The 14775-nt window shown below is 44.2% G+C and carries 10 protein-coding genes; 4 read left to right on the top strand and 6 right to left on the bottom strand.

The window, feature by feature from the left end:
• Nucleotides 1–27: 27 nt before the first annotated feature.
• Nucleotides 28–1482, top strand: coding sequence for a PTS N-acetylmuramic acid transporter subunit IIBC (murP, locus tag FR741_RS23470; RefSeq protein WP_005500182.1), 1455 nt, complete (start codon nt 28–30; stop codon nt 1480–1482).
• Nucleotides 1483–1630: 148 nt separating this feature from the next.
• Nucleotides 1631–2686, top strand: a complete 1056-nt coding sequence (locus tag FR741_RS23475; RefSeq protein ID WP_015313726.1) for a porin — start codon at nt 1631–1633, stop codon at nt 2684–2686.
• An 89-nt stretch (nt 2687–2775) separates the two neighbouring features.
• Here the strand turns inward: FR741_RS23475 and FR741_RS23480 are convergent, their stop codons facing one another.
• Both FR741_RS23480 and FR741_RS23485 read right to left on the bottom strand, forming a co-directional pair.
• Nucleotides 2776–3441 (bottom strand): Type 1 glutamine amidotransferase-like domain-containing protein, encoded by a 666-nt coding sequence (locus tag FR741_RS23480; protein ID WP_025552528.1) that lies wholly within the window; start codon nt 3439–3441, stop codon nt 2776–2778.
• 37 nt (nt 3442–3478) lie between these two features.
• Nucleotides 3479–4390 (bottom strand): LysR family transcriptional regulator, encoded by a 912-nt coding sequence (locus FR741_RS23485; protein WP_167427846.1) that lies wholly within the window; start codon nt 4388–4390, stop codon nt 3479–3481.
• An 88-nt stretch (nt 4391–4478) separates the two neighbouring features.
• Here FR741_RS23485 and catC point away from each other — a divergent pair, with 88 nt between their 5' ends.
• Complete coding sequence (catC, locus tag FR741_RS23490; RefSeq protein WP_167427847.1) at nt 4479–5138, top strand: type C chloramphenicol O-acetyltransferase; 660 nt, start codon at nt 4479–4481, stop codon at nt 5136–5138.
• 56 nt (nt 5139–5194) lie between these two features.
• Here the strand turns inward: catC and FR741_RS23495 are convergent, their stop codons facing one another.
• The 4 genes from FR741_RS23495 to FR741_RS23510 all read right to left on the bottom strand — a co-directional run bounded on the left by FR741_RS23495 (nt 5195) and on the right by FR741_RS23510 (nt 11458).
• On the bottom strand, nt 5195–6874 hold the full coding sequence (locus FR741_RS23495) for a DUF342 domain-containing protein (protein ID WP_167427848.1): 1680 nt from the start codon (nt 6872–6874) through the stop codon (nt 5195–5197).
• Between the two features lie 251 nt (nt 6875–7125).
• On the bottom strand, nt 7126–9153 hold the full coding sequence (locus FR741_RS23500) for a tRNA(Met) cytidine acetyltransferase TmcA (RefSeq protein WP_167427849.1): 2028 nt from the start codon (nt 9151–9153) through the stop codon (nt 7126–7128).
• A 105-nt stretch (nt 9154–9258) separates the two neighbouring features.
• Complete coding sequence (locus FR741_RS23505) at nt 9259–10233, bottom strand: ParB/RepB/Spo0J family partition protein (RefSeq protein WP_167427850.1); 975 nt, start codon at nt 10231–10233, stop codon at nt 9259–9261.
• A gap of 7 nt (nt 10234–10240) precedes the next feature.
• Nucleotides 10241–11458: an AAA family ATPase gene (locus tag FR741_RS23510; protein WP_005374503.1), complete on the bottom strand. Its 1218-nt coding sequence runs from the start codon at nt 11456–11458 to the stop codon at nt 10241–10243.
• 1240 nt (nt 11459–12698) lie between these two features.
• Between FR741_RS23510 and FR741_RS23515 the strand changes: the two genes are divergently transcribed.
• The gene (locus FR741_RS23515) at nt 12699–14669 is read left to right on the top strand and encodes a replication initiator protein RctB domain-containing protein (protein ID WP_104972136.1); all 1971 of its coding nucleotides are present in this window, start codon (nt 12699–12701) and stop codon (nt 14667–14669) included.
• Nucleotides 14670–14775 lie beyond the last annotated feature (106 nt).

Consider the following 14775-nt stretch of genomic DNA (forward strand, 5'->3'; position numbering starts at 1 on the left):
TAATCCGAGTTCTGAAGGATAGACCCTATGGCAAAAATAACTTCAAACACAGTATCGCAGTTGCTGTCCGCAGTGGGTGGCAGCAGCAACGTAAGCAAATGTGGTAACTGTATGACGCGTTTGCGTTTATCGCTCGCCAACAATGGCTTGGCTGACCAGTCTGTTATCAAGCAAATTCCCGGCGTAATGGGTGTGGTGGAAAGCGATGAGCAGTTTCAGATCATTCTCGGTCCCGGAAAAGCTCAACAAGCGGCTGAGATGATGAATCAATTGATCGACAGCTTAACCTCTGGTGACAGTGAAGAACCAGATATGCCGCAACAAGATCTTTCTGCCGTCGCGGCCGAGCAGAAAAAGCAGATGAAGAGCAAACAAACCAGTGCGGTTCAGCGTTTTTTAAGCAAGTTTGCTACCATCTTTACGCCGTTGATCCCTGGTTTTATTGCCGCTGGTTTGTTGCTAGGTTTTGCGACGTTATTGGAACAGATGTTTGTTCTCGACCAGACACCAAGCCAGTTTATGCTGGATTTGATCGCCTACATGAAAGTCTTTGGTAAGGGTCTGTTTGCTTTCCTAAGTATTCTGATTGGTTACAACGCGCAGCAAGCGTTTGGCGGCTCTGGTGTTAATGGTGCCATTCTCGCCTCTTTGTTCGTGCTGGGTTACAACCCAGAGGCTACATCCGGCATTTATTCTGGCATGAACGAGTTTTTCGGCTTTGCGATTGATCCGCGCGGCAACATTATCGGCGTACTTTTGGCGGCGATCATCGGTGCACAAGTCGAGCGTAAGGTTCGTCAATACATGCCAGATGATCTGGACATGATCTTAACGTCCGTTATCACTCTGTTGATCATGGGTGCGGTAACCTTCTTGATCATCATGCCAATCGGCGGCGAGCTGTTTAAAGGGATGTCTTGGTTGTTCCTCAACTTGAACGATAACCCATTAGGCGCTGCAATCTTGGCAGGTTTGTTCTTAATTTCTGTGGTATTTGGCATCCACCAAGGTTTTGTTCCTGTGTACTTCGCATTGATGGAAGCACAGGGCTTTAACTCGCTATTCCCTATCCTGGCGATGGCAGGTGGCGGTCAGGTTGGCGCGTCAATGGCGCTGTATTTCAAAGCCAAAAAAGACGCTCTACTGCGCACTCAAGTTAAAGGCGCTATTATTCCGGGTCTTCTAGGCATTGGCGAACCATTGATTTACGGCGTGACATTACCACGCGTAAAACCATTTGTTACCGCTTGTATTGGTGGTGCTGCGGGCGGCTTCTTTATCGGTTTAGTTTCTTACCTTGGCTTACCAGTTGGTCTTAATACGGTGTTTGGCCCGTCCGGTATCGTGGCGATTCCTCTCATGACATCTGAAAATGGCATCTTCCCGGGCATGATGGTGTTTGTTGCTGGCCTGCTTATCTCTTACATCGTCGGCTTCCTCGCGACTTACTTCTTTGGCTGCAAAGACGTCGATTTAAGCTAAATCATTCTTCCCCTATAGGAATGGACTAGCTCGCGCCCTTGGCAAACAAGGGCGCACCCTCTCTCTACTTCACGACAGTTTTTCTTATTCCGTTACTCGGAAGGGGCTTTGTCGTACCTAAAACAATAGAAATGAAAGGTCGTTAATCATGAAAAAGCACATTTTGACTCTACTTCTCCCTACATTGATGGCATCAAACGCAATGGCAGCGCAGCTGTATCAAGCGGAAGATGGGTCAGTTTTAAATATTTACTCTCGTCTTGGTTTCAATGTCACCAGTAAAAATGATGAGCACGGCGATGCAAATGGCGAGTTTGATGGCCGTATTGGTTTAAACGGTTCACAAACCATCAACGAGTACGCGTCGATCATCGGCCAAGCGCAATACCAAGTGGGTGCCGCTGAATACGCAAACCAAGTAAACGACAAACCGTCTCTGACCGCACGTTATGTATGGGCGGGTATTGATGCGAAAGATTATGGTCGCATTACTGGTGGTCGCGTGGCTTCTGGGTTGATTATGTTTACCGACATTGGTGATGTGTTCGCCTCTTCCGATGTTTCTATGGCGCGCCAAGCGAATAAAGTCGACAAAACCGCGACGCAAGTTTTCCGTCAAGATGGCACGCTGCAATACCAAAACAGCCTAGGTAATTTCGATTTTTCTGTCGCGTACATTTTAGGAAACAACACTTCTGAGCTCGACTACGGTTACAACGCTGCACTGCGTTATACGCTAGACATGGGGAATTTGGGTACTTTGGCACCAGTGGTGGCGATGCAGAAAAATAAAGGTGATGCACGTGAAAGCAACGACACCGATTACACATTCTGGGGCGCAGGTACGCGTTACTACTTAGGTGATTTAATGTTGGGTGCGTTGTACTCGGAAGATGAACTAGAGGGCTATTACTCGCAAACCAGTACCGACAAAGTGATGGAATTGACGGCGGTTTACAGTGTAAATGACAAATGGGCACTGCGTGCTGGTTATCGTTCTTTAGAAAACAGTGAGGGTGACGAGCTAGAGCTGAAAGATACAACGCTAGAAGTGCAATACAAACTGACGCCTCGTTCTTCTATCTACACAAACTACGTTGATCGTAACGGTTCGCGTGGCTACAGCAATGGACAAGAAGTCTCGTTTGGCGGTGCGCACGCAGACGAAAGCTACTACCACTTAGGTCTGCGTTACGAGCTGTAAGCACGATACTTAATGTAAGTTAGCTGAATCCATGAGCTTCTTCTGTGTCCGGTCAGTAGTTATTGCCTTTAATGCTGATTTGAAGAAGCTCACCCTCGCAATATGTTTTCTTCGTTACCTATTTTAACCAACACGCCTGCATCAGGAAAGCTGGTGACAGTAGCTAACAATTTTCCATCGACAAAGTGCAATGCCGCATAATCGTGAATGCCATAACAAGTGATGCTCGGTTGAGAACGAGCAAAGGCTTGGAAAACCTCGAACTTCTCACCTACATGAGAAAAATGCGCCGCAGCCAAACCGTCAATTAATCCAAGACAACGCATAACTTGGTATGCTTCGGGATCACTGTCTGTCACCGCAAACTCAAACCAACAAATTGCACCAGCGCTCATGCCACAAATGATGATGCCTTGTTCATAACACTGCTTGAGTATTCTATCGATTCCCCATTCGCGCCAAATGGCCAACATCGAACGTGTATTACCGCCACCGACGTAAATGATGTCTTGTTCAAATAGCGTTTCTTTCCAACCAGCATCAAACTTAAACAGCGGAAAATGGGTTACGTTTTCACTAAGCTTCGCATTGTAAAAACGTTCAATAACTTCATCAGCGTCTCCTGTGGCTGTCGGTAGAAAACAAATGTTTGGATTCTCCTTACCAGACAAAGACAAAATGTATTGATCGAGCGGACTCGGGTTCTCTCCCATCATCCAGCCACCACCACCAATCGCAATACAGTGTTTTCGCATTCCTTTGCTTCCTCAATTGTTGCTAAGTTTGTTGTCGCTATTCGCCGACAGAATATATGTTCCTAAAGTGATCAATGAACGCTCGCGTTCTTCTTGGTAAGTGCTCACGTTTTGGGTAAAGCAGATAAAGCGGCAAAATCGCATCCGTTTGCCATTCTGGCAGCAAACTCACGAGTTGTTCTTTTTGTGCAGGGTCGAGTTTAGCCAGTGCAAATTCATCTAACATGGCTACACCACAGCCAGTCAAAGTAGCATCCAACATGGACTGGACAAGATTAAAACTCAGCGTACTTTCTAACTCAATGCTGCACTGCTGTTGAGTTTGCTTATGCGTAAACGTCCACTTGTCTAACACCAAGTCACGACTTTTATAAAGGATGTGCTCTAAGTCACCAAGCTCCTCTGGCGTACTTACATTTGGTTTATCAGCTAAATACGAGCGATGAGCGATCGGTTTACAGTGTAAAGCGCGTAACTGATGGCCGACGTATCCCTCAGGAGGAGTATCGATAAAGTAGAATGCGATATCAAACCCAGCTTCAATCAAGTCGAGAGGTGTCTCTGTGAAGATCACTTCGACGCTCACTTGTGGATTCTGCAATCGAAACTCGATCAATGTTTGGCTGAGTAACGCGGCTCCGAAAGAAGCAGACGCCGCTATTCTCAATTTTCCCGATACGATCTCGTTTGCCATGACTTGCTCATTGATCTGCTCAGCGCCTTCGAGCAGTTGCTTTACCTGCTGATAAAACCGCAAACCATCGTAGGTCAAATTAAACTGGCGCGTAGTTCGCTGAATAAGCTGCACCGACAATATCTCTTCAAGCTGTTTAAGTTGCCGACTTACATGCGCATTCGAACAATTCAGGCGCTTTGCCGCGCCAGCAATACTTCGCTCCTCGCACAAAGCGACGTAAAGTGGTACGTAGCTGAGCCATTTTATTTCCATACAGTAATTCTGAATCTCTAAAATCAAACTACTGGAAATAATAGAAAGCATCTAAACTCTGTACAACCTAAATTTGAAAGGATGAGTTATGAGTGTTTTCGACACGTGGTTAAAAGGTCAAGTCATTAAAGATCACATCACAAATCCCAATATCATCGTTGGCGATTACAGCTATTACTCGGGCTTCTATCATCAAAAAAGCTTCGAAGAGCAAGCGGTACGCTACTTGTTGGGTGACCCCGTCACACTTCAAGAATGGCAAAGTAGAGAACCCGATAGCATCGACAAATTAATCATTGGCAAGTTTTGTTCCATCGCTTCTGGAACCACCTTCATGATGGCAGGCAACCAAGGTCATCGCATTGACTGGATTTCGACATTCCCCTTCTCTCCTGAAGAATTTGGAGAAGGCGTACAAGACGGTTTCGAGCGTGCCGGAGATACAGTGGTGGGGAATGATGTTTGGATTGGCAGTGAGGCGATGATCATGCCCGGAGTAAACATCGGCGATGGAGCCGTCATCGGAGCACGCGCCCTAGTGACGAAAGACATCCAACCTTATTCGGTGGTGGTTGGAAACAACCAAGTCGTACGTCAACGATTCAGCGATAAAGAGATTGAAACTCTACTCAATATCCAATGGTGGAACTGGCCAATAGAACACATTAAACAAGCAATGAAAGTAATGTGTAGCAGCCAAGTCGGTGCGCTTACGGACTACTATCAAGAGCACATTGTCGATTTTTAGTTAAACAAAAGCCCACACATCTTGTTTCGACATGTGGGCTCAGTAAGTAAGAAAGCTTAAACCGCAGCGACGTCCTCTTCTTCCAAGTTCGCCGAGACTTGAATTTCGTATTGATTGAAACGGAACGAACAACCGCCATGAGTACGCTTTGTCGTTACTTGCTCGTCGCCAAACTGCACCGTCACACGAGTGAAGACACGCTCTTTGGCTTCGACAATATTTTCTTCTAACGCGACTTCAAAGTCATGTTCCGTTTGTTCTAACTTTTGCTTTATCGCTTCAAGTTGCTCGTTGTTTTGTGTTTTCATCACATCAATCTGAGCTTGTTCTTCGTCGGTACGTTCGGCTTTAGGACGTTTCTTAAATTCGAGCTCTTTACGAATCACATCCATCGTTCCTTCTTGAGTACGTTTGTATCGATCTTTGAGTTCTGCTAACCGCTCCTTAAATGCAGAATATCGCGCGAACGCTTCTACCTTAGTGGCGGTGTCGCCTTCTACGCCCAATTGTAAACACACCACTTTGTCACCGACTTTTGCATCCCCGCCGCTGAGCGTACCGTTCCTACCGTTCGCATCCAGCACCGTCAGATTGCGCCCACAAAGAATATCGTTATTCATGCTGTGCACCGCCAACTCAATATCTTCGCCGGCTTGCAAATCACAATATTGGGCGTAGCTGGCACGAATCGAACCTTTGGCTTTGACGTGACAACTCTTTGGCTGACCATCACTCACGGTGTGGCCAATGATCCCTTTACCGACTTGGATGTCGTCTTGTGCTTGTACGTCAGCCGATTCAATGAAGCCACCTACAGTAATAGAGCCCGTCGCTTTAACAATCATTCCGGATTCAATGTTGCCACCGATAATCACATTCCCTTTGAATTTCACGTGGCCTGTATTCACGCCAACGCTATTGAGGCAGAGTGCGTTATCAACTTCAATGGTTTTGTCTTTAATCAGAGGCGTACCGGATACCGATGCAATCAATAGGTTTGGGTCGTGCTTGCTTATCTCGGTGCCCTTGCCTGGCTTCATTGGGCTGTCTTTTCCAGCTTGTGGAGGAATCACTCGTCCTTGAACAGTAAAACCAGGTGTGCCTTTGGTCGCAGGCGTGCGGCGCATCACCTCATCGCCTACATCAACCGCGATAGTTTCACCGAGGTTACGTAAATCAATTTTGTCGCTAGCAGATTGGCCGTCTTTGGGTTTGAGGATGCGTTTGGTGATGTCTTTAACGAGAGGAGTAAAAAGAGCGTCTTTGCCTTTGATAGGTTGCTTACCAACCGCTACAGGTTGAGAAAAAGTTTCGCCTGGTTTGAGCTGAGTGCTGACAACCAACACTTTCTTCAAAGCCAGTTTGTTGATGCCTTTCGAAACTCGCGCTTGAGCAAGGGCTTGAACAATCTCGGGGCCACGTAAACCTCGGCCTCCGTACGCGCCGACAACGTTCATACTGGCGAGCATGTCATTATTCGATAATTCAACCTCAACTTGCGCGTTGCGTTTTTCCGCAATGACGATGCCTTCGTAGGCCTCGGCTTTACGTTCTTTGGCGCAGTTAATGAATCTCACGACTTCCCCCTCAACAACAAACATCTTTTCAGCGTTCATTGCGACGAGCTGCTCGTTTAATTCATTTTGATTTAGCTCACCACCGAGGTCCACTTCTCCCGGAAGACGGGCTATCACCTTGGTCTTATCTTCAGATAACTCAAGACACAGCTTCCACATACCCTTACCACTTTGCTTCCCATCAACACTTTCAGTCTACCCAAATCCGTTTTCTGAACAAACCTCGCATTTCTTATTATAAGGCTCACGTCACTAAAGAAAGTAATCCATCAATAACGGTTAAACAGATATTAAGAGAGCATTTCGATTTAACCTAAAGCTCAATCAAAATACACACTGAAATAAAAAGGAGCTGGATTTACAGTGTAAAATCAGCTCCTAATAATTTCATTTACAGTGTAAATCTCACCTTATTGTTTACATTGTAAATCGTTCCAAATGTGCTTTACTTCGTCCCTTAGCTGCTGCTCAACTTGCTTTTTTCCAGGTAGCCCAAATTGCTGAGCACATTCAGTCCAACTACGGTTAAGAAAAAGCTTACTGATCATCAAGTCGGAAGCGGAGTTCAAACCTAAGTTAAGTAACCACTGCTGAAGCCAAGCAGACACGGACTCATAACTGTTACCACCATCAGCATAGCATTCAATTAGTAATAACTTAGCAGGATGAAGTGGACTCATTCCCAAAGGTTGCGGTAATAGAGCTCGAAAAATTGAGGCTTCTAATTTTGGATAGACGTCAGCCACATTGTTAGACAACATTTCTTCAAATAGCGCCTGAGATTCATCGACCCAAGCCGTATGTTGGGAATCACAAGGTTTGACCATCAAGACTGAATAACAACCGCTAGCAGCATCGCGCATTGACCCTAAGCGAATTGCACGGAAGTTCGATTGTCGCCAGAAATAGACCAACTCTTCCGTCGCACCGAAACTCGTGGATAAGTAAGCAATGTGTTTAGCCGACATTTGATCAAGTTGCTGCAGCATTTTTTGACCGATGCCTCTTCCTTGCAATTCCGGATGAACAGCAATTCTCATGACTCGCAGCGTCGATAGATTCGCGACATTCGGAAATCCTAATTGGTTTGCAATCGTAACTGGGGCTAAGTGTCCTTTAGGACGACGCTTACCAAGCTGAATTTCTTCAACCAATTCAGCGTCAAGCCCCCCCTCTTCGACCGCTAATATTACCCCCACAACCGCATTATCTTGCTTAGCAAAATAGAGCTGACTGTTGTCGTCTTGCAAAAGGTGAATCAAATCATTCGGCGAGGTCTGATAATGAGCATTCACCAAAAGAGCAAAGCACTCGCGCAGCAAACTAGGCTGCGATATCAAATCGTCCTTATCGGCTTTAGAAAGGGAAATTGAGTCGACCTGGTTAAGTTGATGGTGCATTAACTCCGCATCCAACAAAAACGCGTCATAGAGCCATGATTCGAGTGCATCATTCATGCTCCAGCGGATGGGCTGTGTCATGTGCCATGTTTTCATTCCCGAACGCTGTTTCTGAAGCCAATCAACAAATTTAATCGTAAAGCCCCGGCCACAACCTTCATAACCGTGAATAGTCGTAGAAAAAACGAGTCGATGATAATGTTCGGTAATGCTTTTGAGCATAGGAACTGGAATTGCAGCCGCTTCATCGACAAGTAACAAATCACATTCAGGTCGGCTCAATAGAAGTTCGTCAGGAGCAATAAATTGAATGGCTCCCTGCCCTAATTCTAATCTGTCCTTCTTAATACGCTGTGCGTTAGGGAGTAAACGTAAAGCATGTTGGTAAACAGGCTCAACAGCTTTTATAGATGGTGCCGTAATTAAGATTCTAAGTGGCTTCTGCTGTAATAAGTTCGCACACGCAATGCCGAGGGCACTTGTTTTTCCGCGCCCACGATCAGCGGTCAAAACTAACGGTCGCTTTCGATGTCCAGTTACCACCTTTTCAATTAGAGAAATGGCATGTTCTTGTTCCGTGTAGTGGCTTTCTTTTTCTGCTTGCTTGATGTCTGGAGCCGTTGGCAATGCTTTGTCTTGCTCAATAGCAACGAGCTTCTCCCATTGTTTGTGCATCCATTGCTGAGCAAAATTCGTAGGTTGTCGCGACTCAGTAATGACAATAAGAAGACCACCGCCAACCAATGAACCAAGCGCGGCGGTAAAGCTATTTGCGTCAAAACCATTTCGAGCATCAAACAATAGAACGTCACACTCTCTGCCTAACAACATGTGCCCTTGTTTAGGCGAAACACTGTATGCGTTTTCCAAACCAAAATCGCCGACACAAAACCAACGTTGATACATCTGTGTTTTATGGAACTCTGACACCAATGCATCTTGCCAAGAAGACTCGCCTTGAATGACGATGCCGAATCTTTGGAAAGATTGGTGAGCTTGTTGTTGAAGTGATGAAAGGAAATCAGATTGTGTCTGCATTTTGTCTATCCAACGTTGAACTGACGCAATGGTATCACATCTTTAATTTGACGCTTCTCAGATATAAAAAAACCGCCCGGGGGCGGTTGATTCAATCATCTTTTGTTATTGCAGCTTGTTTTGCACAAAGGCAAGAATCTCTTCCATCAAGCTGTCGTCAACTTTCTTCAAGTTCAACGCCAGACTGCTACCTTTTCGGCTGTAGCTTGCTCGACCTTTTACTAAGTCGACTTTTTCGGTCTTCTTGCCAGGTTTTGCTGGTGCAAGCTCAGCAATCCAGTTTTCGATGCTTTCCGTGACTTCTTTTGTCAGACGAGCAACGCCTTGAGCTGTGCTTCGCTGCCATAAAAAGCCTTCGCTAGAGCGACACTTATCTAACAGCTCTTGCTGCTGCTCTGGCGTCAACGTTGAAAACTGTTTGTGCAGTTTCACGATAGTTGGACGACCAAGATCGCCGACATTGGGATACGCTTGAAGCAGTTCTAACGGTAATGCCGCCGCTTTTAAAGCGCCACTTACTAACGCTTCACTGCACTGGAACATTTTCGCCAATGCTTTCTGATCTTCAGCTTCACCACTATCTAGTTTAGCCTGCATCTCTTTACCTTTTTCGTACAAAGAGAGCGGCTTGTGAGCATTTGCCACATCAGACAAAAACTTTGCATGGTCAGTATTGATGTTGTCAGCAACATAAACCAAAAAATCTTGCTCCGCGAGGATACAAGACATGCGACGACGGCTACCATCTAAAACTTCAATCTTGCCATCTTTAGTTCTACGACCCACCGCTGGATATTGTTGGCCACGCTCTTTGAGTGTGACTAAAACATCAGATAAAGCATGTTCGTTTAAGAACGATTGCTCACGAGCGTTATCAACAAACACCGTTGTTTCTGTCGCAACTTTATTTGCAGGAATACGCACAAGTTCAAACTGAACAATATTTTCACCTGCAACTGCTAGCTCAATCGTTTGAGCTTTTTCTTTTGCCGCAGTTTGCGCCTCTTGCGGAGTCACAACACGACGCTTATTCGTTTTGCCAAATAATTTCGCGTTTAATTCAGACGTTTTCAAAGCCATTTACTTATTACCCCTGATTCAATGACGGCCAATTAGAGTGCAGCACACGCTCTAATTCCAGTGCGCTTTTATGAACAGCGTCTTGCGCGGTAGCTAGAGTCTTCTTACCGCCTTCAAAATCGCTTACTGTCAGATCAAATACTGTGCTGTAGGTATCGGCACAGGTTTCAAACGCACGGCTACGAGGGATAGTAGCCATCATAACTTGGTCACCTAGAAGATAGTTCATTTCAGTTAAAACAGAAACTTGCTTCTTATTGTCGTCCTCAAACATGGTTGGCATCAAGCGAACAAACTCAAGACCATTCCAGTCTTCCGGAAACATTTCATATACCGTAGGCAAATGCTGGAAGAAGTTTACTGTTGAAGCCCAGTCCAGACGCTTAGCCGCACAAGGGATTAACAACGCATTTGATGCATACATCGCATTCCATACTAGTGGGTCAACATGTGGGCCGGTATCAATCATGATGATATCGAAGTCATCAGCAATTTTATCAATCAGTTGCTCTTTCAGCAGACGAACGATATCGAGTGATGGATCTTCAGATAGCGTTTGCCATGCTTCAGCATTAAACATTGCGTCTTCTGGAAACGCTGAAATCGACTTTAAGTTCGGGTATTGCGTTGGCAGCAATACGTTTTTACGCAAAAATTCACTGTCAATTTCTACACCATCAGGCACGTTACCCAACATAATGTCTACCGCAGAATAGATATTGTCATGCTCTGCCATGCTGATTTGTGGGTTGAGGAATAAACGTAGCGAGCCTTGTGGGTCTAAGTCGATTAAACAAATACGGTAGCGTTTATCCAAATTTAGCGCTAAACATGCCGCTAAATGGACCGCTGTCATTGATTTACCTGTACCACCCTTCTGGTTCTGCACGTTAATAATCCAAGGTTTGTTACCTGAATTCTTCTTACGCTCATGAAATTTAGGCACTTCAGCCGCATCCATAAGCATATGTGCTTCTTCTAACGTAATTGAATAATGATTCGCGTTATTTTTAGTAAATTGATGGCCAGCCGCTTCCATCTTACCAATCGCGTCATCGAGCTTACGACGAGTTAAACCTGAACGGGTTTCCATCATCGCCTTAGACATTGGTGGGAAATAGTTATCGCTTCGCTCTTCTAAAACAATTTCAATACGGTCAGCTTGAACCTGCTGAGTCAGCTCCGCCAACTCAAGAAGGTTTTCAATCGTTTTTTCTCTTTTCATGCCAAATTCCGTTGGAAGGATTTATGCTTGCAATTGTACAGCAGTAAAGACCAAAAACAACAAAAAGGTGCACGAACATTTTGAATAACCATCACATAAAAAAACACTCAAATCGACGCTTTTATGATTTATGGTAAAAAACATAACTATTTTTAATTAAATAATCTTCGAATAAATGGACACCTTAAACTTAAAAATAAAAGTGTTACAGCGTCACCCATTTACAATGTAAATCAATTTTCTACCGGAACGATTATATTCTTAAGCTAAATTACGGATTATGTTAGGCCAACCTAATTTAAACAAAAAATAGAAAGCAATCTTTCAACATGAACGCTAATAACAACCTTGATCATGTATCCGAGCCAAAAAGGGCAGTTCAAGTGATGTTCCTATGGAAGTATGATCAAGGTATGCTTATGATCATGCTTCCATGATAAAACACAAATACGAAAGCATGATCATGGAAAAATAGAGTAGACGAGGGTGTAAACACGCGGATTAAATAAGATCCATCAATCGGAAATATGATCAAGCTATAGAATCTCTCGGAAGCATGAGTTTTTGTCTCTAATTTACGGTTGAATGCAGTCAGAATGGGGGATGGAGAAGAAATTAGTGGATAGAGAAGCCGGAACAATGAAATTGTTCAAGTTACTATGATAAATCTTACTCTCATGATCATGCTTCCTAAGAATAGTCCGAAACTAGGTTTTACTGCGGAATAAGAGCTACTTGGATGCATTTTCATCACATGAGTAATTTATCATCAATATTGTCTCCAGAACGATAGCTATCTCAGCTCTTGATCATCGATCCGAGTATCAATAACATCGACAATGCTCAATAAAATTCTCATTAAGATCATTATTAAACACAGCATCTGTGGATAACCTGTAAAAACATCATGATCATCGTTTCATGACTCTTTTGATCATCTTTTCATAAACTTAATGATCATGCTTACGAGCAAATGTGATCATGCTTTCAAGCTATTGTTGATCATAGTTTCAGAATTAACATGATCATAGTTCCGACATGCATGAAAATAATCACTTTATAGAACATGCACTTAGCGGCAAAACGACAGCCAGATCATTAGATCATATAATCAATTAAGATCAGATTAATCAAAAAGATCAGTTATTTAAAAAACAATCTTTTTTCTTTATTTATGATCTGTTTTTCTTTATTCTTCGGAACCATAGCACAACTACGGCTAGTGTGATCTGGATCTAAAATGACGGCTGATGAAAAAATTCTGATTAAAGCACCTAGAAGCCATAAGGATGGCCATCTTTTTGAGGTACATGAATCCTCTGCAGATTGGGTAGAGCAGTACCAACATTTCAAAGGGGTGACCAAAAGCATCTTAGAGTTGCTTAATCTGATCTCATTGCGAGGTTTCAGCAGCAAAGATGGATTGGTTTCAACCACAGAGATTGTGGAAGCGACGGACGGACAACTCACTCGTGCAGCTCTGCAACAACGCTTACGTGCAGCAGTAAACATTGGTTTGTTTACTCAAACTCCAGTGCGGTTTGAAGAAGGACTTGCTGGTAAGACGATGTTACATAAGTTTGTTAATCCTAATCAGCTTATTTCAGTGTTGGGTGCAACAAGTCTTGTTACAGACAAAGTACGCCAAAACGAAAAGCAAAAACGTTCAAAAGCATTGGCTCAAACCCAAGTCAACAAGCGTTTGTTGAATGAACATGGGTTGAATACCCCTCCAACGATGAAAGATGAAGCCGATCAATTTGTCGTGTCTCCAACGAATTGGGCTGGGATCATTGACCAAGCACTTGCACCACCAAGAACTCGAAAAAGTTATCAGAAATCCATGGTGTCGATCTCTGGTACCAAAGCGGTTATTGAAACGCGATCATCCAAAAATATCATGACTGTGGATGATCTGATGACCTTGTTTGCTCTGTTCACGTTGACCGTACAATACCATGATCATCACAAAGATCAGTATCAACTCGATGCAGCACACGTGCCGAACAAGACGCCGTTATACATTACTGATATTTTGTCGCTTCGAGGCAAAAAAGACAGTGGTCCAGCACGTGATTCTATTCGCGACAGCATTGATCGTATTGAGTTTACCGATTTCCAGCTGCATGAACTTACTGGTCGTTGGCTAAGTGAAAACATGCCAGAAGGATTCAAAAGTGATCGTTTTCGTTTTCTTGCTCGAACCATCACTGCGTCTGAAGAAGCGCCTGTAGAGGGAAGCGATGGTGAAATTCGTATCAAGCCAAACTTGTACATTTTGGTTTGGGAGCCTTCGTTTTATGAAGAACTATTAACACGTGATTATTTCTTCTTGTTCCCACCAGAGATCTTGAAGCAACATACTTTGGTATTCCAACTGTATTCTTTCTTCCGTAGCCGCATGGTGCGTCGTCATACTGACTGCATGCTGCTGAGTGAATTAAACCAGAAGCTGGCACGTAACATCGAATGGCGACGATTCTCGATGGATTTGATCCGAGAGCTGAAGCGTTTATCGGATGGTAAGGGAACGGATGAGCTGTTTGTCGTGAATTTGTGGGGTTATCACCTGACGATCGAAACTATGATCGAGAATGACAAAGTGATGGACTACCAGATCGATATTAAATGCGATGTGGAAGAAGTCTTACGTTATTCACGTGCGCGAACAACCAACGCAGGAAAGCGTAACATGGCGCCTACGCTGCCAAACCCACTTCGTAATGAGATGGTTACCCGACAACAGCTTGAAGAGCTCTCAGGCATCATAGACGGCGAATTTGAGCCTATCCAACGCAAAGCGCCATCTCCAAGAGGGAATTTAGGCCGCCGCGTGAAGCAAAGAAAACACCTGGTAGAGATCAATGCAGACGAGATCACCATTACTTTATCTAAATATACCTCACCAGAGGCTCTAGAACGCAGTATAACGGCTTTATCTGCGATGACAGGGCACTCGTATGCCTCAATCAAAGAAGAGTGCTCTGATTACATAGAGAAGCTTGATTGGCTAAGGGTAGGGGATGAGCCAATTCCTTATGAGACATTAAGCAAAACCGTCGAGCTGTTTAACACCCAAAATGATGTTAAGCATCTTACCATTGAGCGCTTGATTGCTGGATTAGCGGTACGTCGGAAGGTGTGCCGTCAAATCTTCGATGGCCACATGGATGAAATGGTATTCCGCGCTCTGGATGAAATGGCGATTTAAAAGCGTTGCTTGATACACATCAAGCAATAGGCGTGGCGTATTGATTTGAAATGTAACAATGTCTTTCGATGATAAAAAACAGACTTAACTCTAACAAATCACTGAC

The organism is Vibrio diabolicus, from assembly GCF_011801455.1.
GTDB lineage: Bacteria > Pseudomonadota > Gammaproteobacteria > Enterobacterales > Vibrionaceae > Vibrio > Vibrio diabolicus.

Excerpts from the sequence above, each read along its gene's own strand:
- FR741_RS23515 (WP_104972136.1), top strand. The coding sequence starts at position 12,699 with ATGACGGCTGATGAAAAAATTCTGATTAAAGCACCTAGAAGCCATAAG.
- FR741_RS23495 (WP_167427848.1), bottom strand. The coding sequence starts at position 6,874 with ATGTGGAAGCTGTGTCTTGAGTTATCTGAAGATAAGACCAAGGTGATA.
- FR741_RS23480 (WP_025552528.1), bottom strand. The coding sequence starts at position 3,441 with ATGCGAAAACACTGTATTGCGATTGGTGGTGGTGGCTGGATGATGGGA.
- catC (WP_167427847.1), top strand. The coding sequence starts at position 4,479 with ATGAGTGTTTTCGACACGTGGTTAAAAGGTCAAGTCATTAAAGATCAC.
- FR741_RS23500 (WP_167427849.1), bottom strand. The coding sequence starts at position 9,153 with ATGCAGACACAATCTGATTTCCTTTCATCACTTCAACAACAAGCTCAC.
- murP (WP_005500182.1), top strand. The coding sequence starts at position 28 with ATGGCAAAAATAACTTCAAACACAGTATCGCAGTTGCTGTCCGCAGTG.
- FR741_RS23510 (WP_005374503.1), bottom strand. The coding sequence starts at position 11,458 with ATGAAAAGAGAAAAAACGATTGAAAACCTTCTTGAGTTGGCGGAGCTG.
- FR741_RS23475 (WP_015313726.1), top strand. The coding sequence starts at position 1,631 with ATGAAAAAGCACATTTTGACTCTACTTCTCCCTACATTGATGGCATCA.
- FR741_RS23485 (WP_167427846.1), bottom strand. The coding sequence starts at position 4,390 with ATGGAAATAAAATGGCTCAGCTACGTACCACTTTACGTCGCTTTGTGC.
- FR741_RS23505 (WP_167427850.1), bottom strand. The coding sequence starts at position 10,233 with ATGGCTTTGAAAACGTCTGAATTAAACGCGAAATTATTTGGCAAAACG.